Source organism: Edaphosphingomonas fennica (assembly GCF_003034225.1).
Taxonomy (GTDB): Bacteria; Pseudomonadota; Alphaproteobacteria; order Sphingomonadales; family Sphingomonadaceae; genus Sphingomonas_E; species Sphingomonas_E fennica.
Genome location: NZ_PHHF01000055.1, coordinates 1 through 1,252, shown reverse-complemented (window position 1 = coordinate 1,252; position 1,252 = coordinate 1). Strand labels below are relative to the sequence as shown.

Here is a 1,252-nt window from a genome sequence, read left to right as displayed (position 1 = left end):
TGCCCTTGCCAAGGGGGCGTCCACATATGAATCACATTCCCGACGCCAAGGGAATCCTGTTTATGGGTCCCGACCCTAGGCCTTTAAGGGGAATCCGCAACGGCAGGTCGCCGGCTTTCGCTATAACATTCATCAATCTCGGGTGTTTGATCTTTTCCTGAATTGGACGAGGCTTGGATTGAAGCCTGCGCTCCCCGAGCCTAGGGGGCATTGGAGAAGCCCATCACGGCCTTTATCTCGACATACTCGTCGAAGCCGAAGGCGCCCCATTCTCGCCCGTTTCCGCTCATTTTATATCCGCCGAATGGCGTGAGGCTGTCGCCAGTGCTCCCGTTCAGCGATACGCGGCCCGCGCGCAGGCGGGCTGCGACTGCGCGAATCTGCGAAGGGTCCGTCCCCCAGATATAGGCGGCAAGGCCGTAGTCGGTATCATTGGCGATCTCGCAGGCCTGATCGAGCGTTTCATATCCCAGGATCGAGAGCACCGGGCCGAAAATCTCCTCGCGCGCGATGGTCATGCCGTTGGTGACATCTGCGAAGACGGTCGGCCTGACGAAATAGCCCTTGTCGATTCCGTCGGGCAGGCCGGGGCCGCCGGCAATCAGCGTGGCCCCTTCGTCCATTCCCTTTTTTATCAGGCGCTGGACCTTGCCCCACTGCGTGGCCGAGACCACCGGCCCCATCGAAACGTCCGTAGCCGGATCGCCAACGCTGATCGCCGCCGCCGCGTCGCGCGCGAGCCTGCTCACCTCCATCATTCGTGCCTTTGGCACGATCATCCGCGTCGGCGCGTTGCATGACTGGCCGCTATTGTTCATCACCTGCCTGATGCCGGCCGCGACGGCCGTGGGATAATCGGCGTCCTCCAGCAGGATGTTGGGTGACTTGCCGCCCAGTTCCTGCGAAACCCGTTTGACGGTAGGGGCGGCGGCGATCGCGACTTCGATACCGGCGCGTGTCGAGCCGGTGAACGAAACCATGTCCACCTGGGGATGCGAAGCGATGGCCGCACCTGCCGCGGCTCCGCCGTTGACGAGGTTGAAGACGCCCGCGGGCACGCCGGCCGCATCCAGCACCTCGGCGAACAGATAGGCGCTGAAGGGAGCGATCTCGGACGGCTTCAATATCATCGTGCAACCGGTGGCGATGGCCGGCGCGACCTTGCAGGCAATCTGATTCATATGTGGACGCCCCCTTGGCAAGGGCATTGTGTCGCGACGGGTTTGATCGGTTGCTTTCATATGTCCGGCCT

The 1,252-nt window shown here is 62.2% G+C and carries 1 protein-coding gene; it reads right to left on the bottom strand.

Annotation, left to right across the window (positions count from 1 at the left end; all coding sequences use genetic code 11):
• Positions 1-200 precede the first annotated feature (200 nt).
• On the bottom strand, positions 201-1,181 hold the full coding sequence (locus CV103_RS13805; RefSeq protein ID WP_342749168.1) for an aldehyde dehydrogenase family protein: 981 nt from the start codon (positions 1,179-1,181) through the stop codon (positions 201-203).
• Between the last annotated feature and the right edge of the window lie 71 nt (positions 1,182-1,252).

Bases quoted from the DNA above. Each gene is read 5' to 3' on its own strand.
- CV103_RS13805 (WP_342749168.1), bottom strand. From the start codon at position 1,181: ATGAATCAGATTGCCTGCAAGGTCGCGCCGGCCATCGCCACCGGTTGC.